Origin of the sequence: Natrinema salaciae, assembly GCF_900110865.1 — an archaeon.
GTDB lineage: Archaea > Halobacteriota > Halobacteria > Halobacteriales > Natrialbaceae > Natrinema > Natrinema salaciae.
Genome location: NZ_FOFD01000003.1, coordinates 534626 through 555826, shown reverse-complemented (window position 1 = coordinate 555826; position 21201 = coordinate 534626). Strand labels below are relative to the sequence as shown.

17 protein-coding genes are annotated in these 21201 nt (G+C 66.2%); 11 read left to right on the top strand and 6 right to left on the bottom strand.

Annotation, left to right across the window (positions count from 1 at the left end):
* Positions 1 to 27: 27 nt before the first annotated feature.
* Positions 28 to 2613 carry an efflux RND transporter permease subunit gene (locus BMX07_RS12060; RefSeq protein ID WP_175480132.1) on the bottom strand — a complete coding sequence of 862 codons (2586 nt, stop codon included), beginning with the start codon at positions 2611 to 2613 and terminating at the stop codon, positions 28 to 30.
* Between the two features lie 136 nt (positions 2614 to 2749).
* Between BMX07_RS12060 and BMX07_RS12055 the strand changes: the two genes are divergently transcribed.
* Complete coding sequence (locus tag BMX07_RS12055) at positions 2750 to 3424, top strand: helix-turn-helix domain-containing protein (protein ID WP_090618092.1); 675 nt, start codon at positions 2750 to 2752, stop codon at positions 3422 to 3424.
* A gap of 22 nt (positions 3425 to 3446) precedes the next feature.
* Here the strand turns inward: BMX07_RS12055 and BMX07_RS12050 are convergent, their stop codons facing one another.
* Positions 3447 to 4463 (bottom strand): NADP-dependent oxidoreductase, encoded by a 1017-nt coding sequence (locus BMX07_RS12050; protein WP_090618089.1) that lies wholly within the window; start codon positions 4461 to 4463, stop codon positions 3447 to 3449.
* A 134-nt stretch (positions 4464 to 4597) separates the two neighbouring features.
* Between BMX07_RS12050 and BMX07_RS12045 the strand changes: the two genes are divergently transcribed.
* Entirely contained in the window at positions 4598 to 5302 is a 705-nt protein-coding gene (locus BMX07_RS12045; RefSeq protein ID WP_090618087.1) for a carbonic anhydrase, read from the top strand.
* 299 nt (positions 5303 to 5601) lie between these two features.
* Entirely contained in the window at positions 5602 to 5829 is a 228-nt protein-coding gene (locus BMX07_RS12035) for a hypothetical protein (protein WP_090618083.1), read from the top strand.
* Between the two features lie 94 nt (positions 5830 to 5923).
* On the opposite strand, the gene BMX07_RS12030 is transcribed toward BMX07_RS12035, so the two are convergent.
* The 3 genes from BMX07_RS12030 to BMX07_RS12020 all read right to left on the bottom strand — a co-directional run bounded on the left by BMX07_RS12030 (position 5924) and on the right by BMX07_RS12020 (position 10767).
* The gene (locus tag BMX07_RS12030; RefSeq protein WP_090618081.1) at positions 5924 to 8449 is read right to left on the bottom strand and encodes a DUF2309 domain-containing protein; all 2526 of its coding nucleotides are present in this window, start codon (positions 8447 to 8449) and stop codon (positions 5924 to 5926) included.
* Entirely contained in the window at positions 8442 to 9938 is a 1497-nt protein-coding gene (locus tag BMX07_RS12025; protein WP_090618079.1) for a proton-conducting transporter transmembrane domain-containing protein, read from the bottom strand. Before BMX07_RS12025 ends, BMX07_RS12030 begins: the two co-directional genes overlap by 8 nt.
* Positions 9939 to 10302: 364 nt before the next feature.
* Positions 10303 to 10767, bottom strand: a complete 465-nt coding sequence (locus BMX07_RS12020; protein ID WP_090618077.1) for an Lrp/AsnC family transcriptional regulator — start codon at positions 10765 to 10767, stop codon at positions 10303 to 10305.
* A gap of 127 nt (positions 10768 to 10894) precedes the next feature.
* Here BMX07_RS12020 and BMX07_RS12015 point away from each other — a divergent pair, with 127 nt between their 5' ends.
* The 7 genes from BMX07_RS12015 to BMX07_RS11985 all read left to right on the top strand — a co-directional run bounded on the left by BMX07_RS12015 (position 10895) and on the right by BMX07_RS11985 (position 16559).
* Complete coding sequence (locus BMX07_RS12015; protein WP_090618075.1) at positions 10895 to 11113, top strand: hypothetical protein; 219 nt, start codon at positions 10895 to 10897, stop codon at positions 11111 to 11113.
* Positions 11114 to 11223: 110 nt separating this feature from the next.
* A complete protein-coding gene (locus tag BMX07_RS12010) occupies positions 11224 to 11418 on the top strand; it encodes a cold-shock protein (RefSeq protein ID WP_005554588.1) in 195 nt (64 codons plus the stop codon).
* 335 nt (positions 11419 to 11753) lie between these two features.
* Positions 11754 to 12119, top strand: coding sequence for a cupin domain-containing protein (locus tag BMX07_RS12005; RefSeq protein WP_090618073.1), 366 nt, complete (start codon positions 11754 to 11756; stop codon positions 12117 to 12119).
* A gap of 162 nt (positions 12120 to 12281) precedes the next feature.
* Positions 12282 to 13391, top strand: coding sequence for a FecCD family ABC transporter permease (locus BMX07_RS12000; protein ID WP_090618071.1), 1110 nt, complete (start codon positions 12282 to 12284; stop codon positions 13389 to 13391).
* Positions 13391 to 14239 carry an ABC transporter ATP-binding protein gene (locus tag BMX07_RS11995; protein WP_090618069.1) on the top strand — a complete coding sequence of 283 codons (849 nt, stop codon included), beginning with the start codon at positions 13391 to 13393 and terminating at the stop codon, positions 14237 to 14239. The genes BMX07_RS12000 and BMX07_RS11995 overlap by 1 nt, the downstream gene beginning before the upstream one ends.
* Positions 14240 to 14281: 42 nt before the next feature.
* Positions 14282 to 15385 carry an ABC transporter substrate-binding protein gene (locus BMX07_RS11990; protein WP_090618067.1) on the top strand — a complete coding sequence of 368 codons (1104 nt, stop codon included), beginning with the start codon at positions 14282 to 14284 and terminating at the stop codon, positions 15383 to 15385.
* Between the two features lie 70 nt (positions 15386 to 15455).
* Positions 15456 to 16559, top strand: a complete 1104-nt coding sequence (locus tag BMX07_RS11985) for an ABC transporter substrate-binding protein (RefSeq protein ID WP_090618065.1) — start codon at positions 15456 to 15458, stop codon at positions 16557 to 16559.
* A gap of 1 nt (position 16560) precedes the next feature.
* On the opposite strand, the gene BMX07_RS11980 is transcribed toward BMX07_RS11985, so the two are convergent.
* The gene (locus BMX07_RS11980; protein WP_090618063.1) at positions 16561 to 18912 is read right to left on the bottom strand and encodes a methyl-accepting chemotaxis protein; all 2352 of its coding nucleotides are present in this window, start codon (positions 18910 to 18912) and stop codon (positions 16561 to 16563) included.
* A 186-nt stretch (positions 18913 to 19098) separates the two neighbouring features.
* Here BMX07_RS11980 and BMX07_RS11975 point away from each other — a divergent pair, with 186 nt between their 5' ends.
* On the top strand, positions 19099 to 21165 hold the full coding sequence (locus BMX07_RS11975) for a DEAD/DEAH box helicase (RefSeq protein WP_090618440.1): 2067 nt from the start codon (positions 19099 to 19101) through the stop codon (positions 21163 to 21165).
* The last annotated feature ends 36 nt before the right edge of the window (positions 21166 to 21201 follow it).

The following is a 21201-nucleotide window of genomic DNA, read 5'->3' as shown; positions in this document are numbered from 1 at the left end:
GATTCCGCCCGCGCTCGACGCCGGTCGTCAGTCGTCGCTGGGGGTCGCGGTTCCCGTCGCCTTCGTGGCCGTTCCGGGGCCGTATCGCACCCAGCAGGCCAGCAGGCTCGGCAGGACGACGACGCTCGCGACGAAAGCGTAGACGATCCCCAGTGCGAGACTCACGCCAAACTGTCGAAGCGCCGGAAGCAACGCGAATCCGAGGACGCCGAAGCCGGCTGCCGTCGTGACGGCGCTGCTCAGGAGCGCACCGCCGGTCCCGACGACCGTCCGGTGGAGCGCCGACGCCGCGTCGGCGCCCCCCTCGAGTTCGTCGGCGAACCGTTCGGTGACGTGGATCGCGTAGTCGACACCCAGTCCGAGCGCGATGCTGCCGACGATCGCGGTGGTCATGCTGATCGGGATCTCGAGCAGGGACAGCGTTCCGAACAGCCAGCTCACGGCGACGGTCACGGGTACGAGCGTGACGATCCCCAGCGATGCGCGCCCTCTCGTAGCGCGGAAGACGACGGTGAGCAGGCCGAGGATCCCGACGAACGTCGCCGCGATGCTCTCGAAGACGGTAGTGATGAGCTGATCGGTCGCCGCAGCCGCGACCAGCGACTGACCCGTCGGGGTCGCTCGCCGGTCGTCGGTCTCGACCACCGCTGCGACGTCGCCGACCTGATCGTCGATCGTCGAGACGTCGGCGGTGCCGTCGACGCCCATGCCGAGCCTGAGCGCCGCGTATCCCTCGTCCGTCCGGTGGACGTACTGTCCAGCGAGCGACGGGTTCGCCGCGAAGAACGCGTCGTAGACGCTCTCGAGGTTCCGATCGGGGACGCCGTCGCCGTCGGTGTCCGCATCGTCGAACGTCTCGTTGAACGCCTCGTCGTCCGCCGCGGTGCGTTCCATCGCCGAGAGCGGCGAGTCGACCGCCGGCTCACCCATCGGACGGTCGATGGTGACGGCGGCGTCGGCGGCCTCGGACTCGGCAGCGTCGAGTCGCTCGAGCGTCGACGGCTCCGTGACGTCGCCCTCGATCAGGATTTCGACCCGCTGATCCGGTGTGCGAAACGTCTCGTAGATGTACTCGCGGTCGTCGTGCAGTGAGTACTCTCCCGGCTCTATCGCGTCCGGAAGCTCCGCGGTCCACGCCGGTGGGTCGTCCGCGATGTACAGATCGTCGTCGGCGGACGTCTCGAGTTGCGCCGCCCCGGCGACGCCGCCGGCGGTGACGAGCAGTGCGATCACGACGACTGCAACCGGTGCCCGCCGAGCCAGCTTCGAGCCACCGCCGAGAAGCGCGCCGACGCGACCGCCGGTTCCGACGGCGCGAGCGGAGCGGTCGAAGCCGCGAGCCGCCAGAGCGCGGTCGAGTTCCACTTTACAGGCGGGAACGAAGAGCCCGAAGATCAGCAGCGTCGCCACGATGCCGATCGCGGCGACGATCCCGAACTGCTGGAGATCGGTCGCCGGACTCGTGAGGTTCGCGAGGAACCCGATCGCCGTCGTGATCGTGACGAGCGCGAGCGCCGGACCGACGCCGCGCAACGAGCGGTCCATCGCGTCGCGGATATCACCGTCCCCTCCGTATTCTTCCCGGTACCGCATGATGGCGTGAAACGAGTAGTCGACCGACAACCCGACGAGCAGTATCGGGATCGCGACCATCAGCTGATTGAACGCGATTCCGGCCCACCCGATCGTGCCGAACGTCCAGACGAGAACGAGGGCGACGCCCACCAGTCCGAGCACGACGTCCAGCGGGTCGCGGTAGGTGATCGAGAGGGCGGCGATGACGAACAGAACCGCGAGTGGACCGACGATCGCGAGGCTGTCCTCGATCGCGGCGTTTTCCTGTTCACCCACGAGCCCGCTTCCGACCATCAGGTACGTTTCCGGACCGGTCTGTGACTGTGCGATATCGTGGGCGTCGATCTGCCCCTCGGCGACCGTCTCGGAAACCGACACGTCGGTTCGAATCGGTTTCTCGGTCTCCTGCGTGAGGACGATCAGCCGCGCATCCGCCGTCGCCGAACCGGGTTCGTACTCCCGGGGCAACAGCGAGTAGACGCGCTGTCGTTCCGGGTGATCGCCGTCCGGATCGGTGATCCCGGCGACGAGCGCGGCGACCTCCTCGTCGCTCATCGACTCGAGGGCGTCGATCTGCGCCTCGAGCGAGGGCGTTGTCGTCCCTCGTCCGTCCTCGCGGTTCGCCTCACTCCCCGACTCACCGCTCGCACCGTCCGTACCGGCGATCGCCGTCGTGGCGACGACGTTCGCGACACCGCCCGACTGGTCGGCCACGAGGGTCTCGTTGACCGATTCGTTGGCCACGAGTTCCCGCTGGAACTCGAGTTCCCGGAGCAGCGACGCCCGGGAGAGAGCGTTCCCGTCGGTGTTTCGGACGGCGATCACCGACGTCGTCGCGTTGATGTCGCGTTCTGCGAAGTTCGCGGCGATGGAGTCATCGGCCGCTGCCGTCTCGGAGTCGGCGTCGATCGCGAGCCGATTGGACTCCTCGATGGTGGCCGCACCGGCACCGATACCCAGCGTGAGCACGAGGAAGAGGACGATAACGAGCCGACTGCGTTCGGTGACGACCGAACTGACGCGGTCGACCCACGCCATCAGTTCCATCCCTCCGTCGACGACGGAACGCGTGTGATTTCGAGCATCGTATCCGAACACACCGACGCAGCGCCGGAAGGCATTCTGCGACGTATAAATGGTGTTTTTATAAGATCACCAGCGGTTGGACGACACAATGAAACACATTCGCGGTCGAGTCACCATCGACCCGGACGCCGCGCCGACGTTTTACAACCTGCTGGCGAATTCGTCGCGGATTCGGGAAGCACGCCTTCTCAGCGGGAATCCCACGCGCGACGGCGTGGAAACGTTGCTCTTCGCGATCGAGGGCGATCCCGAGCGGTTTCGGGAAGACGCGACCGAGACGGCCGGTATCGAATCGGTAGAACTGTCCTCGAGCGAAGACGGGTGGACGTACGCGTTCGTCGAAACGCGGCCCCTCGAGACGCCGATGTACGAGACGATCCACCGGGCCCGGATGCAGTCCCGACTCGTCGCCCGCAAACCGATCGTCTACCGCGACGGAGCCATCCACTTTCGGGTCGTCGGCGAGCCGGAATCGCTGCAGGCGGCGTTCGATCGAGCGGGGGACGTCATCGAACTGCAGATCGACGAGATCGAAACCGTTCGCGGTGATCCGGATCGGCCGGCGGGAACGTTGAGCGAGCGACAACGGGAGGCGGTCGTGGCCGCCCTCGAGTTGGGCTACTACGATCAGCCCCGCGCCGCGACCCATGCCGATGTCGCTACTGAACTCGAGTGTGCACCGGCGACGGCGAGCGAACACCTGCGAAAAGCGGAAGCGAAACTCGTTCGCGCGGCGATGGACGGGCTCGGATCACACGTCTGATCCTGCGGCCCGCCGCGCGGTTCTAGCCGTCGAACTCGGCGACCTTCACCAACTGTTTCCCGATGTTCTCACCCTCGAACAGCCCGAGGAACGCGTCGGGTGCGTTCTCGAAGCCCTCGACGACGTTCTCGCGGTAGCGGATCTCGTCTTCCTGAATGAACCGAGCGAGTCGCTTGAGCGCCTCGCCCCAGCGATCCTGGTAGTCGCTGACGAGCAGGCCTTCGACTTTCGCGCGTTTCTCGATGAGCGTCGCGAGCTTTCGGGGGCCGGTCGGGACCTCCGTCTCGTTGTACAGCGCGATCTGGCCGCAGATCGCGACCCGTGAGAACTCGTTCAGCCGGGGCCAGACGGCGTCGGTGATGGGGCCGCCGACGTTGTCGAAGTAGACGTCGATCCCGTTCGGGCAGGCCTCGGCTACCGCTCCGGAGAGGTCGTCGGTCTCCTTGTAGTTGATCGCGGCGTCGAAGCCCAGCTCCTCCGTGAGCCACTCGATCTTCTCGTCGCTACCGGCGGTACCGACGACGCGCGCGCCGTTGAGCCGGGCGAGCTGGCCGACGACCGAACCGACCGCCCCCGCGGCGGCCGAGACGAAGACGGTGTCGCCGGGCTTGGGGTCGCCGACGTCGAGCAGCCCCCAGTAGGCCGTCACGCCGGGCATTCCGAGCACGCCCAGCGCCGTCGAGACCGGGCCGAGCTCCGGATTTACCTTCCGGAGTTCGTCCGCGTCGCCGACCGCGTGTTCCGCCCACAGGAGGTCGCCGGTGACGACGTCGCCTTCCTCGAACCCGTCCGCCTCGGACTCGAGGACCTCGCCGACGACGCCGGCTCGCATCGGGTCGCCGACGTCCCACGGCTCCGCGTACGATTCCGCATCGCGCATGCGCCCGCGCATATAGGGATCGACGGACTGGTACAGGGTCTTCACGAGGACCTCGCCGTCGTCAGGCTCGGGGCGATCGACGGTGACGAGTTCGAAGTTCTCCGCGGTCGGTTCACCGACCGGCCGACTGGCGAGCTGCCACTGTCTGGTTTCTGCCATACCCACACATGGCGGTGCCGGTAAGTGAAGATTGGCTTCCCGGAACCTTCGGGAGTCGCCCGGGGACGACCGCCCCGAATCGACGCGAGTCCCCCGGCTCGAACCTTTTTGCCCGTCGTTCGCGTACGGGAACCATGGCGACCGATCGCGGTATCCTCGAGGAGTTACTCGCGGGCAACCAGCGCCACGTCGAGGCGCTGCCCGAGGACTACTTCGCTGACGTCCAGACGAGCCAGCACCCGAACGTCGTCGCGGTCTGCTGTTCGGACTCGCGGGTCTCCCACGAGGGGATGTGGGGCATCGATCGACCCGGTGCCGTCTTCACGCCGAGCAACATCGGGAATCAGGTCTGGGACGAGGACGACGGCGAGCGGGTCATCGACGGCGGGATCCTCTATCCGATCCACCACACCGGCACCGGCGTCGTCGCCGTCGTGGGCCACACCGGCTGCGGCGCCGTCACCGCCGCCTACCGGGTCGCGATCGGCGAGGAGCCGCCCGGCCCGCAAGGCGTCGATAAGTGGATCGATATGCTCGTCCCCGTCGTCGAGGACGCCCTTGAGAGCGGTCGGATCGACACCGACGTGGACGACGACCGGGTCGTCAACCAGCTCGTCGAGTACAACGTCGGCTATCAGGTGCGCTCGCTGTGCGAGGCCGACGACGTCCCGGAAGACGCCGAGATCTACGGCTTCGTCTACGACTTCCAGGGCGTCTACGGCGACGAGCCCGGACGCACGTACCTCGTCTCCGTCGACGGGGAGACGGATCCCGACGCGCTCGCCGACGTCGTCCCCGAGGGGTACGAGGCGACGACTCGCAGTCTGCTCGCTCGGTAGCCGGTGGGACGCCCGTCAGCCCGCCGCGACGGGTCCACTCTCCGACGCGGCTTCAGTCGGCCGCCGGTAGCGTCTCGCTCAGGTCGGCCCGGTACCGATCGACGAGTTCGCGAACGACGAGTCGGTCTCGAGCACTCGTCCCGTACGACTCGATTCGGCGTCGAAACGTTAGCCGTTCCGACGCGTGCGGCGTTGGTGGCTGCGTGATCTGTTCTGGGACAAATTGCTGTGGGTCAATCGGTTGGTTGAACCCGAGACAGTACGCCACGTATTTGTGAACGGGCCGGTTTCGTTATCGTATGCCGCTCCCGTTGCGGTCGAAATTGTTCGGTTCGGGAGGCTGGAACAACAACTGGTATTTCTACATCGGTTCGCCGGCGTTCGCGCTTCTCGGTGCCCTACTCTACTGGCTGTTCGGCGTTCATCTGGCGTCTTCCGAAGTAGCGGAGCCCCTCGTGATGGTCCTGTTTTTAGGTGCCACGGTCACGATCGGGTGCGCGATGCTCGCTGTAATCGATGAGCGGTGAGTCGTACGGCGTGATGGACGAACCCGTGCCCCGAGCGACACGGCGACGCTGTGGCCCGTGCAGGCAACTAACGTGATCACCCCTCGAGACGGCGTCAGTCGTCGTCCGCCGTCCGTGCGGTCGGCGTCGTCGGTTCGGTCTCCGCCGTCGCTTCGACCTCGAGTTCGGCGTCGGCCTCCCACTCGAGGTCGCCCGCGTAGTGGAACGGGTCGTTGTCCTGTTCGGGGTCGACGACAGTCAGGTCGCCGATCCAGCCGTTGTCGAGGAGCGTCCGAACGTCCTCGTGCTCGCGGAGGATTTCGGTCACGCGGTCGACCGGCGCGTGGATCACGGCCGTCAGCCGCAGCGGCTGGTGGTACGGCCGGTCGTCGTCGAGCTTCAGCGACTGGAGCGGCAGGCCGGTCATCAGGTCGCCGCCGTTGCCCTGAACGACGCCGACGTTCCCGACCGGGTTCTGGGTGACCTTCGACCCGCTCCCGTAGACGCCGTTGTCGACGGTCGCGAAGTAGTACTGGTTGTTGATCCACTGAGTGACGACCAGCGGGCCCGTGAGGATCGCCTCGAGGGCGTCGCCGTCCGGATCGGTCGTCCAGTCGTAGGAGTGGAGGAACGCGCGGCCGTCGAGGGTCCGGTCGTCGGTCAACTCGCGCGGCCCGATGACGAAGGAGGCGTTGCCGGCCAGCCCCCACTCGGGGCGAGTCTCGGCCCAGTCGGCTGCTTTGCGTTCGACCTCGTCGACCGCGTTCTCGAGGTTCGCGCCCGTCGCGTCGTCGTCGCTCGCCGACGCGGTGCGCTCGGCCGCGGCACCGATACGGGCCGCCTCGAGGTCCTCGTGCAACCGCGCTAGATCCTCGCGGTGGCTTTCGGGTACGTCGCCGTCGAAGATGGTGATCTCGTCGGTCGTCGTGTTGTGCTCGCCCGCGAGGAAGACGGTGTCCGTGGGGATATCGAATCCGCGATCGCGGAGGGCAGCCACGACGTCCTCGTCGTTACAGATCGCCGCGAGCACGCGGGCGTTCGGTCCGCCAGGGTTTCCGGCGCAGGCACCACAGTCGAGGCTCGAGTCGAAGGGGTTGTTCGTCGTCTCGCTCGCGTGACCCGTAAAGACCACCAGACGGGCAAACTCCGTCCACCCCATGAGTTCGAAGGCAGTCGCGGCGTACTCGACTTTCTCCTCGAGGCTCATTCCCTGCTGGAGGTCGTGGTCGCCGTGTGTGTGATCGTCGTACGCGTCGTAATCGATCGCAGGGGAACTGAACTCGTGTGGGCTCGGTACGCGTTCGTCGACGGCGGTGCCGAGCTTGGCGATCGTCGAGGGCGACAGGGTCCGAGCGGCCATCGCCGATCCGTAGGCGCTGCCGGCGCCCTCGACGAAGGTGAAGGCAGCGACGACGTTGGTCTTGAGCGTCTTGAAGTGTTTTCGGGCCGCGGTCACCAGTCCGTTCCAGCGGTCGTGGGCGGTCACCGGGTCCGATCCGTCTCCGTCGGTCGCGCCGTCGACAGCGCCCGTTTCGGGCCGGTCGACGATGCGGTGCTCCGGATCGACGATCGGCGGGCAGGCATCGGCCTCGGCGTGGGAGTCGTACCCTCGGTAGCGAATCGGCACGCCGAAGAAGCCCGCGTAGCCGTGGGTCTCGTAGGGCCCCTGGGCCTCGATGTGGCGGCGGATGACCTCCGAGCGGGTGTCGATACAGAACACGAGCTGAGCGGCCGACCGGTCGTCGTCACTCGCGTCCGATGGGTCCGTAACGGAGCCGTCGATCCCCTCGAGCAGGCGGTCGCGGTAGCTCTTCTCCCAGGCGGTCAGCCAGATCTGAGGGAGTGGAACATCGTCGTCATCGCCGGCGTCAGGGGTGCCGTCCTCGCTCGCATCGTCGGGATCGATCGGGGCGTCGAGCAGGTCGGCCAGCGTCAGGCGCACCGCTAGATACCCCTCGAGCGTGATCGGATACGCTGCCTGCCACGGATCGGTGTCGTCGTCGGCCCGCTGCTTGACCAACCCGCTCCAGCCCGGAAGCGCGGCGAGGTGGTGCTCGAGGACGTCGACCCACCGCCCCTCGGGATAGTCGCTCAGTACCGCCTCGAGCGCCACGGTCGCCGTCTCGGGGAGGTCCGCAGTGTCGTCACAGCCGGGCACGTCGCCGTCGTAGGGTGCGACCGCGCGCCACGCAGCGTAAAAGCCCTCCTCGCGGTTGGGCATCGGCCACTTCGCCTCGCCCTCGTCGAGGAAGGCAGCGAGCCACTTCGAGAGCACCCGGTCGACGTCTTCAGTTGCGTCGTCGCGCTCGGTCTCCCCGCGTTCGGCTTCGGTTTCGGCCATCTCTTCGAGGAGTGGCTCGGGCTCCCGGTCGATCCCGTGGGCCTCGAGTTTGGCGGCCAGGACGTCGGGATCGATCCGGCCGTCCTCCCAGGCCCGACGGAAGACCGACGGACGCGGGTAGCCCCGGCCGCCGAACAGCCGCCGGCCCTCCGCGACGGCCCGGTGGAACGGCTCGTCCTCGAACCCCGAGAGGGGGTTGGCCGTGACGAACGAGTGCAGCGGCCAGGCCGCACCGATGCGGTCGGCCGCGCGGTCGATACTCTCCTCGATGCGGCGCTGATCGTCGATTGACTCAGACATCGTTGTACTCCTCCGTATCGGTGAGAACCGTCGTCGGATCGGGTTGGGAGAGGTTCAGCAGTGAGACGTAGAGGCGCTCGCTCGAGCGGTGCCAGCCGAATTCCACGGCGAGATAGGCGCCGGCGAACAGGGCGACGACGAGGGAGTGGACGACCGTCATCTCGGTCGGAACGTGAGTCATCGGCACGCCCGAGAGCATCCTCGAGACGGTGTTGAACGCGACGGCGTAGCCGCCGATGGCGGTCAGCACCACCAGCGGGACGCTGACGAACCTGACTGCCGTTGGCAAGGTCGACCGCCGGAGGATATCGCGGGCGGCGGTCAGCGTCGTCAGCACGACCACGAGCGTCAGGACGGTCCCGCCGGTCAACGCGAGACTCGTCGCCTTCCCGGTGAGGACGCCGAACAGTGCCCCGCCGCCGACGGCCGTCACCAGACTGACGATGAGCCCCGAGAAGCCGAGATGGGTGCGTCCGGCGGTCTCGGGAGTCGTCTGCTCGACGGCGGCTCCCGACGACAGGAAGAGATACGCCTTGTAGAAGCCGTGCAGGACGAGATGCGCGATCGCGGCGGCGAAGAAACCGAGCCCGCACTGCAGTATCATAAAGCCCATCTGGGCCATCGTCGAGCAGCCGAGTTCGCGCTTGACGTTCGGCTGGACGAGGATCATCGCCTGTCCGATTAGGGCGCTGACCGCCCCGAGGACGACGACGGCCGACATGACGGCGAGTTCGTCGGCGACGACCGGGGCGAATCTCGTCAGCAGGACCCCACCCGCGTTGACGAAGCCGGCGTGCATGAGCGCCGACGCCGGCGTCGGTGCCGTCATCGACGACAGTACCCACTTGTGGAACGGAAACAGTGCCGACTGGATGATCGCCGCGAGGACGAGTCCGCCGGCGGCGACGAGGACGACCGTCCGCGAGACGCCCTCGAGGCCATCGAAGATGCCGGTAATGGTCGCCGAACCCGTCGCCCAGACCAGGACGGCCAGCGAGGCGACCAGCAGCGCGCTGCTGGCGAGGAAGGAGCGGCGGGCGAGGGAAGCGGCGGCCTGTGCCTGCTCCCAGTCACGGACGTGGCCGATGAGCGCGGCCATGAGCAGGCCCATCGCCAGCCACGCGGCCGCGAACAGCGCGACGTGGTTCGCCGCGGTCAGCGCCATGACGACGAGGGTGAACCCGAGGACCCGGTAATAGAAGCGGTCGACGTCGCGGTCGCCCGCCATGTAGCGGCGGGAGTAACTGTGAACGATCCCGCTGAAGAACGTGGCTACGACCCACATCACCGCCGTCAGGCCGTCGATCCGGAGATAGTCCGCGACCTCCCACCCAGCGCCGGTCCGGGCCGCGAGTGCGAGAACGCCTACGCTGCAGAGAAACAGCGCCCAGACGGCCCAGGTCGACGCTCGAGCGACGGACGAGGTGGGGGGCGTCGGTTCGGAGAGTTGTGCGACGTCGTCGTCGGATGGCGTTTGTTCACCGCTCATGCGTCGAATTCACTCGTGGACCAGCACGGGGTGTCACGGCTCGCCGTTCGCGGCATTACTTGCCGGGCTGGTCGTATTCGGTCGATATGTGAACAGTGCGGTTATTATAGTCTTCGATTCGAACAAAGCGTTCGATACGTATGTTAGTAGATATTAATACTCCTTAAACACGAAACCGAACGGGCGGCGACTGCACGAAAAACGGGCGGAGAACGCCAGGAGCGGGCGGAGAAGCCGGGCCGGACCGGTGAAAAGCGCTACGGGCGCGGATTCGGTCGCTCGAGCGTGGTTCGGGAGGCCGGGTCTCGGTCCCGCCCGGCGGTCGAACGACGAGCGGCCGGGTCGAGTCGTCGATCGCGGCGGGCTACTGCGAGGAGAATTCGTCGAACGACGTGGAGCGGTGACTGCGAACGAGCACCTCGTCGGTGATCGTCAGGCCCATGTCAGCGACCTCCTGGGCGACCGGCGTGATGTCCCGGTCCGTCTCGCCGACGACCGTCACCAGCAGGTTCTGTTCGCCCGTCACCAGTTCCTGGACGGAGACGACGCCGGAGATCTCGAGGATGTCGTCGATGTACTCGCCGCGGTCGGGAATCGGTGCCGTACAGAAGAGGAGCATCCGGATCGGGTAGCCGGACTTCGTGTAATCGATGTTCGCGCTGTAACCCTTGATGACCCCTTCCGACTCGAGGCGCTGGATGCGCTTGCGAACCGTACTCGAGGAGGCGTCGGTCCGCTCGGCGATCTCGCCCGAGGAGAGGTTCCGCGCCTCCTCCTGTAACGCGTAGAGGATCTCCCGATCGACCGCGTCGAGTTCGTACTCCGTCATACGTTTCGTTTATTCACGACGCATATAAGGAACTTCGGCGGTTCGAACCACTGGTCTCCCGGCCGCGGGGCGACGGCGTTCGCCCGGGTCGGTAACGTTTTGCTATTCGCACCGATATACCCGGCACATGCGACGGTTCCTCGAGTCAGATCTCGGATTCTACTACGGCGTCGGCGTCTTCATCATCGCGGTGTTCGTCGTCGGACTGGCGGCATTCGCCGTAATCAACCCCGGCAGCCTGGGAACCGTCGAACTCGTCGGTCTCTCGGGCGGATTCTTGCTGTTCATGCTGGTGTACTTCATCGCGATTTCGGTCCAACGGCTCGAGGACGGGGACAGCATCTGATCGCTCGTTCGATCACTAATATCGACTCGAGCCGGCCGCTACTGGACAGTTTCGACGAGTATTCGCGATCCGCAGGGTTTATGAGTCGCGGGCCGTTCTCTTTAGAAGCAATGGCGAAAGGAACCGTTGATTTCTTCAACGACACTGGCGGCTACGGATTCATCGAGACTGAGGACGCGGACGACGACGTGTTCTTCCACATGGAAGACATCGGCGGCCCCGACCTGGAAGAAGGACAGGAGCTCGAGTTCGACATCGAGCAGGCCCCCAAGGGCCCGCGCGCGACGAACGTCGAGCGCCTGTAAGGCGGAATTCGTAACGGTATCGGCACTTGACTGCAGTATTTTACCACCCCTGAGCCGCAGCGCCGTCAGCGGTGACGAACGCAGGCTATCGGCCATAGTGGTTAGAGAATCGACATCGCTATAGAGGCGACCACTGAGAGAGTATTTAATGACAACGCTTGCGATCGGACTCCCGGAACGCTTCGTCATCGCGTTCACTCTCGTCCTCGTCTGTGGTATCGTCGGCTGACTCTGGTATCTTCTCACGAAAATCCGGCGCACGGTGTAGGGAAGGGAACAACGTGGTGCCGGCGTCCGACCCGGAGGGTTTTGTGGATCCACCACCGACTGCCAGTATGACCGAGCCTGTTCTGCGACGCGGCGACGAGATCGAGTACGAGACGGTCGACGCTGCCGACGGCCTCGCGAAGGGCGTCCTGCTCGCCGACGACCACGGTGCACCGAACTTCGCGATCCGGCGCTTCGTCCTCGAGCCCGGTGCGAGCGTGCCGAAACACACCAACGACGTCGAGCACGAGCAGTACGTCCTCGACGGCGAGTATACGGTCGGCATCGGCGACGAAACGCACGACGTCGAACCCGGAGACTCGCTGCTGATCCCCGCAGGAACGGTCCACTGGTACCGCAACGAGGGCGACGAGCCGGGTGCGTTCATCTGTGCCGTTCCGAACGGCGACGACGAGATCGACCTGCTCGAGTGAGCGGACCCCCGAGTCGGTCGCGTTCCGCCGGCTCTCGGAACTCGTCGTCGGGACGATCCGCGCTCCCGGCCGGGCGACAGCTCGAGGCGGCCGTGTGAACACACCGGCACACCGAGCGCCAACCACAACGACTAAACGTCTTTTAGGACTACCTAAACTTCGATGGCAGGAGCGCAGTCTGTCGGCGAGCACGCCACGGCCCGAGAGCGAGATGGGTGGCTAACCGGGACGCTCGTGCTCTTTTGTCTGACGAGTACGATCGTTACAGTCGTTGCCGGGCTCGTCCAGGTGTTTTTCGGCCCGTACTCGATGACGGTCGTCGAGGTTCTGAAAGCGGTGTTCAACCCCGCAGTGATCTTCAATCTCGAGGCCTGGTCGTCGTTTCTGTTCGGCACCGAGACGCCACCGATGAGCCAGGACAGCGTCGTCGTCTGGAATCTCCGGCTTCCGCGCGTGTTCGTGGCGATCATCGCCGGCGCGACGCTGGCGATCTCCGGGGCGATCTTCCAGGCGGTAACGCGCAACGAACTGGCCAGCCCGTTCGTGCTCGGCGTCAGCTCCGGGGCCGGCTTCGCCGTGCTGGCGACGCTGGTCGTCTTCACCGGGTTCGCGCCGTTCCTCCCGCTGATCGCCGCCGCCGGCGGTGCCGTCGCCTTCGTGATCGTCTACGGGATCGCCTGGAAGGGCGGGACCAGTCCTATCCGGCTCGTGCTCGCGGGCGTGATCGTCAATATGGTCTTCCAGTCGCTCCAGCAGGGGCTGTTCTTCTTCGCCGACGATCTGGGCGTCGTGCAGACGGCGATCGCCTGGCTCACGGGCTCGTTTACCGGAACGGGCTGGTCGGAGGTCCGGATCGCGATCCTTCCGGCGATCGTCTCGATCGCGATCGCGATCGCCGGTGCCCGGCAGCTGAACGTCCTCTTGCTGGGCGAGAGCACCGCGAAGTCGCTGGGAATGCGCGTCGAACACGTCCGCTTTTTCCTCTCCGGAGTCGCCATTCTCGCAGCGAGCGTCGCGATCGCCGTCGCAGGCGTCGTCAGCTTCTTCGGGCTGGTCGTCCCCCACATCGTCCGAAACGTGGTCGGCGGCGACTATCGGCAGCTGATGGTCGGCTGTCTCTTCGCCGGACCGGCGCTGATGGTCGCCGCTGACGTCGGCGCGCGCCTCGCGCTGGGCGGCGTCCAGATGCCGGTCGGCGTCGTCACCGGCCTGATCGGCGGTCCCTACTTCCTCTACCTGATGCGCAAACAGCAATCCATGGGTGAACTCTGATGGCAGACCAACGACACACGACACGGGAACGGATCACCGACGGCGACGGCGTCGCCGTCGAGAGCGCACTGGTCGGTGAGGAGCTCGCGCTGAGTTACCCGACGAGCGAGGAGACCATCGTCGAGTGTGCGCGGTTGGACGTTCCGAAAGAGGCGGTGACCGCGCTCGTCGGTCCCAACGGCAGCGGGAAGAGTACGCTGTTGAAGGCCCTCTCCAACCACCTCGAGCCGGACACGGGACGGGTCACGATCCACGGCGAGGACCTCGACTCCTTCGACCGGAAGGAGCTGGCTCGCGAACTGGGAGTGCTCTCCCAGGAGAACGATTCGCTGGGCTCGATCACCGTCGAGGATCTCGTCTACCACGGCCGCTACCCCCACCGGAGCTTTTTCGACGGCGTCGACGAGGACGACCACCGAGCCGTCGAACGCGCGCTCGAGCTGGCGGGAATCGGCCACATCCGTGAGGCCGAACTCGGGCAACTGAGCGGCGGCCAGAAGCAACTGGCCTGGATCGCCATGGTGTTGGCCCAGAACACGGACGTGCTCCTGCTCGACGAACCGACGACGTTCCTCGATATCCACCACCAGTTCCGCGTCCTCGAGACGATCCGTCAGCTGAACGCGGAGCGAGGGGTCACCGTCGCCGTCATTCTCCACGACATCGCGCAGGCGGCCCGCTTCGCCGACTACCTGATCGCGATGTGTGACGGGGAGCTCTACGACTGGGGACCGCCGGAGGAGGTAGTGACGGAACAGCTGCTGGCCGACGTCTTCGGCGTCGAGGCGACCGTCGAGTACGAGCCCGAACTGCAGGTGTTGCCCCGCCGAGCGCTGCCCGACCGGTGACAGTCGGAAGCGTTTTATACTTTTAGGGCAGCCTAAAAATCGATGACAACCGATGCAGGAGTGACGAGACGGACCGTCGTAACGACCGGAGCGATCGCCGGCCTCAGTGCGACGGCCGGCTGTCTCGGCGGGGGGCGGTCGTCGGACGAGGCGGGAGCGTACTCGGTGACGATGGAGCCGGTCGGCACCGTCGAGTTCGACGGCCCGCCCGAGACGTGGCTCTCCTACACGGCCGATTACGCCGACATGGGCGTCGCGCTCGGGCAGGGCGACGGGCTGGTGGGGATCGGCGTAGCTGCCCGGTACGGCACCCACTACTACGACGAGCTTCCGGGCGTCTCGGTCGACGCGAGCGACCTCACCGAACTCTGGGACGGGGGCACCGGCAGGGAAGTCTTCTACGCCCTCGAGGCCGACGCACACCTCGTCGATCCCAACTTCATGATCAACCGACTCGGCTGGAGTCAGGACGACGTCGACGAGATCGCCGAGAACGTCGGCCCGTTCGTCGGCAACACGATCTTCTCGGCCAGCTACGACTGGCACGACTATCCGCGCTACTCGCTGTACGACGCCTTCGAGAAGGTTGCGGCGGTGTTTCAGGAGCGGGAGCGCTACGAGGCCTTCGAGCGACTCCACGCGGACGTCCTCGCGGACGTCCAGGATCGGCGTCCCGACGAGAGCCCGACGGTCGCGGTGCTCGTCCCCGAATCCGACGAGCCCGAGGCGTTCTACCCGTATCTCATCGACGAGGGGACCCAGTCCAAACACTGGACCGATCTGGGCGTCCGCGACGCGCTCGGCCCCAACGGCGTCGAAGACGCGCAGGCCGGCGGCGGGACGATCGACTTCGAGACGCTGCTCGAGATCGATCCCGACGTCCTCGCCGTCCGTCAACAGGGTCGGGTCACGGAGCGCGCCTTCGAGGACGGGATGGTCGCGCACCTCCGCGACCACGACGTCGCGAGTAAGCTCACCGCCGTCCGGAACGACCGCGTCGTCTACGCCGGCATGACCTACCAGGGGCCGATCATTCACCTCTTCCAGCTCGAGCGGGCCGCGCGAGGACTGTACCCCGACGAGTTCGGCGGGGAGGAGCTGTTCGACCGGCAGACCGTCGCCGATATCGTCACCGGAAACAGGTAGCGCTCGGCGGGGGAGCGACGGAGCGATCGGATGCGGAATACTTTTGTTGTTTTAGGCCAGCCTAAAAATCATGAGTGAGGAACAGACGTGGACGCGGCGTAACGTACTGCGAACGGGTGGGACGATCGCGGGCGTGAGTGTGATGGCCGGCTGTATCAGCGGTGACGGATCGAACGACGGTGACAGCGTCGATCCGTACACCGTCTCGATGCCACCGGTCGGCGACGTCGAGTTCGAATCGATTCCCGAGACGTGGGCCGCCGGCAACGGAACCTGGGCCGATATGGGGGCCGCGCTCGGTCAGGAACCGCCGGAAGCCCTCTGGCTGACGCGCCGATACCACACCCAGTACTACGACGAGATCCCCGACGTCAGCGTCAGCAAAGAGGGGATGATCGACCTCTACGAGGACGGGGTCGACGTCGAGAAGTTCTACGAGCTCGACGCCGACGTCCACGTCTTCGATCCCAACTTCATGGTGAACCGCTACGACAGCATCGACGAGAGCGACCGCGAGGACGTCGAGCAGCTCGCGCCGATCTTCGGGAACACCATCTTCTCGCGGGATTACGGGTGGCACGACGACTACGAGTACCTCACGCTGTACGAGGCCTTCGGCAAACTCGCCGAGGTATTTCAGGAAGAGGAGCGCTACGAGGCCTTCGAGTCGCTCCACAAGGAGTTCCAGTCGACGCTCGCGGACCACGTCCCCGCCGAAGACGAGCGTCCCGAAGTGGGGATCGTGTGGCCGATGGGCGAGGGCGAGTTCCTGCCGTACACGATCAGCGAGGGGACCAGCTTCAAGCAGTGGAACGACCTCGGCGTCGACGACGCGCTCGCGGCGGCGGACGTCGCGGACTTCCACGATTCCCGGGGCCGAATCGACTACGAGAACCTCCTCGAGATCGACCCCGAAGTCGTCCTGCTCCGGGGGAACGAAGACCTCACCGAGGAGAAGTTCCAGGAGTCAGTCGTCGCGGAGATGCGAGCCCACAGCGTCGCCAGCGAACTGACGGCCGTCCAGAACGACGACGTCTATCAGGCGGGGCCGCTCCACCAGGGCCCGATCATCAACCTCGTCGTGACCGAACGCGCGGCCCGCCAACTGTACGGCGTAGACGATCAGCTGTTCGACCGGCAGGACGTCAGCGACATCGTCAACGGCGACTTCTAGTCTACTGCGCCTCGGGCCAGTCGAACGATCGGCCTTCGGCCGATTCGTCCGCCTCCGAGTCGACCTCGTAGTCGTCGGCCACAGGCAGTTCGTGCTCGGTCCCCTCTGCGGCGTCGATCGCCGCGACATCGGCCGGTCCGGCATCGACTTCGAACGACGACAACGCGTCGGAGAGTTCCCGCGCGCGATCGGACAGCGACGTTGCGGTGTGAGACACCTCGACGAGTGACGACGTCTGTTCTTCCGCGGCTGCCGCGACCGTCTCCGCTTCAGCACTCGTCTCCTCGCCGATCGCGGTGACGTCGTCGGTCATCGTCACGACCTCCTGGGTCGCGCCGGCCTGCTGCTGGGTCGCCGCCGATATCTCCTGTATCCCGTCGTTGGTCTCCGCAGCGAAGGTCGAGATCTCCTCGAGCGCCGCGACCGTCGTCTCGACCGCGCTGCGGTGGTCCGCGATCCGCTCGTCCGTCTCCCGGACGACGGTCGCGACCTGTTCGGTCCGGTGGCTGACCCGCTCGAGTCGATCCTCGATGTCCGTGGCGGCCTCCTGGGTCTCCGCGGCGAGGGACTTGACCTGATCGGCGACCGCAGTGAACTCCGCGTCGTCGGAGTCCGAGCGCGCCGCCTCGATGCTCGCGTTGAGCGCGAGGAGGTTGGTCTCCGTCGTGACCTCGCCGATGAACTCGAGGAGGTCGTCGATCGCCTCGATCTCGTCCTCGAGCCGCGAGACCTCCGTGACGGCGTCCCCGGCCTCGCTCTCGATGGCGTTCATGCCGTCGATCGCACGCCGGGCGGACTCGCGGGCGTCCGCGGTGGTGGTCGCGGTCCGTTCCGCGAGCGTCGCGACCTGCGACGAGGTCGCGGCGATCTGCTCGGTCGTCGTCGAGAGTTCGCCGATCTCGTCGCCGATGGCCGCGAGCTGGTCGCTCTGGCGCTCCGCCCCCTCGGCGATCTGCTGGACGGACGTCGTCACCTGCTCGGAGGCCGACCGGACTTCGACGACGCCGTCCGCCGTCGATTCGGCGGCGGCGTCGACCGCATCGGCGAACGCCCGCGTGGCGGCCACCGTCGCCTCGATATCGTCCATCATGGCGTTGAACTCGGCGGCGACCGTTTCCATCGCCTCGCTCTCGGTGTCCGCCTCGAGCCGCCGCGTGAGATCGCCGTCGGCACACGCGCGCATCGTCTCGCCGTACTCGTCGGCCGTCCGCTCGAGTTCGCGGGAGAACCGCTCCGACTCCGAGCGGGCCGCCTCGGCCGCCGTCCGGGCCGCCTCGGCCTCCTCGAGTCGGTCGCGCAGCGATCGTCGCATGCGGTCGATCGAGCGGTGGAGGTCACCGAGTTCGTCGCGACGGCTCGATTCGACCGGGTCGTCGAGATCGCCGTTCTCGATCGCCGCGGCGCGATCCGAAAGCGCCCGGAGCGAGCGAGCAGTGTTTCGGCCGATCGTCGCACCGAGCACGAGCATTCCCCCGAAGGTGACGGCGATCATCGCGAGGATCCAGTTCGAGATGTCCGACTGGAGCGAGTAGGCCTCGGACGCGGGAACGCGAGTCGTCAGCGTCCAGCCCTCGTTCTCGAGGGCCGCGTAGCCGACGACGGTCTCGCCGTCGGTGTCGCCGCCCGCAACGTCCGTCGACAGCGTCCCCGATGCGTCGGCGGCCGCGAGATCGAGGTCGTCGTCCTCGAGAAGCAGCGACGGGTCCTCGGCGAGGACGACCGTCCCAGTTCGGTCGACGACCACGACGTCGTCGGTCTCGTCGGTCCCGATCATGTACCGGGAGAGCGACTCGAGGTCGACGAGTCCGACGACGACGTGATCGGTCTCGCCCGGCACCTGGCTGACGACGAGTATCGCGGGTCGGTCGTCCGACGTCCGGAACGGCTCGGAGAAGACGACCTGCGATTGGTCCGTCATCGCGGTCGAGAGCCGTTCGTCGATCGTTCCGTTCAGTCGTTGGTCGTCGATGACCGCATTCGTTCCGGCGGTGGCGTGAACGGCCCCCGTCTCGGCGTCGACGTAGTACGCGCCCTCGAACGCGGTCCGATCGGTCAGTCGGTGTAGCGAATCGGCGATCGCGACCCGCTCGTCGTTCCGAAACGCCACCGACCGCGGAAGCGACCCCATGTGCCGTTCGGTCGATCGAAACCAGATATCGAGGCGGTCGGCGTCCTGTTCGGCATCGGTGACGAGCTGTGATTCGACGTCGGACTGCAGTTCGGCCCCGGTGTGGGCGTAGATACTGCCGCCGAAGAGCCCCACGACGAGGAGGATGGCGACGAGTGCGGCGAGAAACCGCAACGCGTAGCTGCGGCGAACGCCCGGAATACCCACCCACGGATTCAGATCCATGGAGTGTGGGATTCGACGCGCCCGGTATGTAAGTCGCTAAGAGTGGTATATACGGCTATAGAACGCAATTATCCGAACCGGGCGACGCCGCGCCCGGATTCGACCCGGCGGGCAGACCGGATCGAACCGGTGTGGGGGTCGAGCAAGTCCGAATCGCTGAAATACCGTCCCGCCTTACTCGGGACCGTGTCGAAGCAGGTCCAGCAGGTCGAAACGATCTTCTGCCACGAGACGGGCGACGACTACCTCGTCGTCGTCGAACGCGACGGCAAACGGCTGTTCCGCGCGAAACTCGGGCTCTCGGAGACCTCGGCCGGCCCCCGCCCCGCGAAGTTCCGGCTGAAACAGGGCTCGAGCGAGGAGCCACGCCAGCCCGACGAGTTCGTCGAACTCGCCCGCCGAGCCAAGCGCATCCGCATTTCCGAGCAAACCTCCCCCGAGAAGCGCCGGGAACTGCGGGAGATGCTCGAGGGCTACCAGCTCGAGGAGAAAGCGAAGGCCGTTCGGACCTGCCGCTACTGCGCCTCCGCGGGCCGATACTCGCCGATCACCACCGAGACAGCCGTCAAAGACGACGAGGACTGGATCTGTCGGGACTGTGCCCGCCAGGAACTCGAGCGCCAGCTCTCCTTTTCCGGCGGCGGCGAGGTCACGGGTGCCGCGAAGGAGCGCCTCGAGGACCTCATGATGGAGGTCCAGGATCTCGAGCGGATCGTCAACCTGCTCAAGGGGCAGCTCGATCCCGATCTGACGAAGTTCGATACCATCTCGGCGACGACCGACGAGGTCGATCCCGTTCGAACCGACTCGCTGAACCTCCACCCCGGTCTCCAGAACCTGCTCGAGGACCGGTTCGATACCCTGCTCCCGGTCCAGAGCCTCTCCGTCGAGAACGGGCTCTTCGACGGCGACGATCAGCTCGTCGTCTCCGCGACGGCGACCGGGAAGACCCTCGTCGGCGAACTGGCCGGGATCAACCGCGTGCTGAACGACAAGGGGACGATGCTCTTTCTCGTCCCGCTGGTCGCGCTCGCGAACCAGAAGTACGAGGACTTTCAGGACGAGTACGGCCACCTCGTCGACGTCTCCATTCGCGTCGGCGCGAGCCGGGTCGCCGACGAGGGCGAGCGGTTCGATCCCAACGCCGACGTCATCGTCGGCACCTACGAGGGGATCGACCACGCCCTGCGGACGGGTAAGGACATGGGCGACATCGGGACCGTCGTCATCGACGAGGTCCACACGCTCAAGGAGGAAGATCGGGGGCATCGCCTGGACGGCCTCATCTCCCGACTCAAGTACACCTGCGAACGACGCGCGAAACGACGGGACGACTACGGCGGTGCGCAGTGGGTCTACCTCTCGGCGACTGTCGGCAACCCCGAACAGCTCACGGCGGCGCTCGAGGCGACGCTCATCGAGTTCGAGGAACGACCCGTCCCGATCGAGCGCCACGTCACCTTCGCGGACGGCCAGGAGAAGGTCCGCGTGGAGAACAAACTCGTCAGACGCGAGTTCGACAGCGAATCCTCGAAGGGGTATCGCGGCCAGACGATCATCTTCACGAACTCCCGGCGGCGCTGTCACGAGATTTCCCGGAAGCTCGACTACTCGGCCGCGCCCTACCACGCCGGCCTCGACTACAAGCGTCGGAAGGAGGTCGAACGGAAGTTCGGCGAGCAGGACCTGTCCGCGGTCGTCACGACCGCCGCGCTGGCCGCAGGGGTCGACTTCCCGGCCTCGCAGGTGATCTTCGACTCCCTGGCGATGGGCATCGAGTGGCTCTCGGTCCAGGAGTTCCACCAGATGCTCGGCCGTGCGGGCCGGCCCGACTACCACGACAAGGGGAAAGTGTACGTCCTCGTCGAACCCGACACCGTCTACCACAACTCGATGGAGATGACCGAAGACGAGGTCGCCTTCAAGCTTCTCAAGGGGGAGATGGAGTCCGTGATGACCCACTACGACGAGGCCGCCGCCGTCGAGGAGACGCTGGCGAACATCACGGTCGGCGGCAAGGCCGCGAAGGCGCTCAACGACCGCATGCTCGGCGAGGTGCCCACGAAACACGCCATCGGGAAACTCCTCGAGTACGACTTCATCGACGGCTTCGAACCCACGCCGCTGGGGCAGGTCGTCACCGAACACTTCCTCGAACCCGGACAGGCGTTCACCCTCATCGACGGCATTCGAAACGAAGCCCACCCCTACGAGCTCGTCGCCGACCTCGAGCTCCGCGACGCCGACCTTTAACATCGATTGCAAGTAGTATCGGTCACTGCCGATACC

What these genes read in the sequence shown, in the direction of transcription:
- BMX07_RS12060 (WP_175480132.1), bottom strand. Translation starts at nt 2,613, where the DNA reads ATGGCGTGGGTCGACCGCGTCAGTTCGGTCGTCACCGAACGCAGTCGG.
- BMX07_RS12055 (WP_090618092.1), top strand. Translation starts at nt 2,750, where the DNA reads ATGAAACACATTCGCGGTCGAGTCACCATCGACCCGGACGCCGCGCCG.
- BMX07_RS12050 (WP_090618089.1), bottom strand. Translation starts at nt 4,463, where the DNA reads ATGGCAGAAACCAGACAGTGGCAGCTCGCCAGTCGGCCGGTCGGTGAA.
- BMX07_RS12045 (WP_090618087.1), top strand. Translation starts at nt 4,598, where the DNA reads ATGGCGACCGATCGCGGTATCCTCGAGGAGTTACTCGCGGGCAACCAG.
- BMX07_RS12035 (WP_090618083.1), top strand. Translation starts at nt 5,602, where the DNA reads ATGCCGCTCCCGTTGCGGTCGAAATTGTTCGGTTCGGGAGGCTGGAAC.
- BMX07_RS12030 (WP_090618081.1), bottom strand. Translation starts at nt 8,449, where the DNA reads ATGTCTGAGTCAATCGACGATCAGCGCCGCATCGAGGAGAGTATCGAC.
- BMX07_RS12025 (WP_090618079.1), bottom strand. Translation starts at nt 9,938, where the DNA reads ATGAGCGGTGAACAAACGCCATCCGACGACGACGTCGCACAACTCTCC.
- BMX07_RS12020 (WP_090618077.1), bottom strand. Translation starts at nt 10,767, where the DNA reads ATGACGGAGTACGAACTCGACGCGGTCGATCGGGAGATCCTCTACGCG.
- BMX07_RS12015 (WP_090618075.1), top strand. Translation starts at nt 10,895, where the DNA reads ATGCGACGGTTCCTCGAGTCAGATCTCGGATTCTACTACGGCGTCGGC.
- BMX07_RS12010 (WP_005554588.1), top strand. Translation starts at nt 11,224, where the DNA reads ATGGCGAAAGGAACCGTTGATTTCTTCAACGACACTGGCGGCTACGGA.
- BMX07_RS12005 (WP_090618073.1), top strand. Translation starts at nt 11,754, where the DNA reads ATGACCGAGCCTGTTCTGCGACGCGGCGACGAGATCGAGTACGAGACG.
- BMX07_RS12000 (WP_090618071.1), top strand. Translation starts at nt 12,282, where the DNA reads ATGGCAGGAGCGCAGTCTGTCGGCGAGCACGCCACGGCCCGAGAGCGA.
- BMX07_RS11995 (WP_090618069.1), top strand. Translation starts at nt 13,391, where the DNA reads ATGGCAGACCAACGACACACGACACGGGAACGGATCACCGACGGCGAC.
- BMX07_RS11990 (WP_090618067.1), top strand. Translation starts at nt 14,282, where the DNA reads ATGACAACCGATGCAGGAGTGACGAGACGGACCGTCGTAACGACCGGA.
- BMX07_RS11985 (WP_090618065.1), top strand. Translation starts at nt 15,456, where the DNA reads ATGAGTGAGGAACAGACGTGGACGCGGCGTAACGTACTGCGAACGGGT.
- BMX07_RS11980 (WP_090618063.1), bottom strand. Translation starts at nt 18,912, where the DNA reads ATGGATCTGAATCCGTGGGTGGGTATTCCGGGCGTTCGCCGCAGCTAC.